Annotated in this window: 1 protein-coding gene; it reads left to right on the plus strand. The window is 37.7% G+C overall.

What is annotated here, in order from left to right; genetic code table 11:
• On the plus strand, positions 1–257 hold a 257-nt coding region (locus tag AOA61_RS31390; RefSeq protein ID WP_218197409.1), incomplete at both ends, for a hypothetical protein.

The following is a 257-nucleotide window of genomic DNA, read 5'->3' on the forward strand; positions in this document are numbered from 1 at the left end:
GAAGTAGTAGAAGAAGAGGCGCAAGAAGACATCATCTATAGCCTTGGGGAAACAGGAGTTATGAAGAGTCCTCACGGTGAGTATGAGTTAACAGTAAATTCTCTTGAGATTATGCCAGAGTACAATGATGAAACACCACTTAGTGGAGTATTTGTAGTAATCGATGTTATTTTTAACAACATAGGTGACGAACCAATTAATGCAGAAATGATTCGAAGAGCAGATCTGATTTCAAAAGATGGAACAAGACGTGAAAA

The organism is Pseudomonas sp. 2995-1, from assembly GCF_002742505.1.
Classification (GTDB): Bacteria; Pseudomonadota; Gammaproteobacteria; order Pseudomonadales; family Pseudomonadaceae; genus Aquipseudomonas; species Aquipseudomonas sivasensis.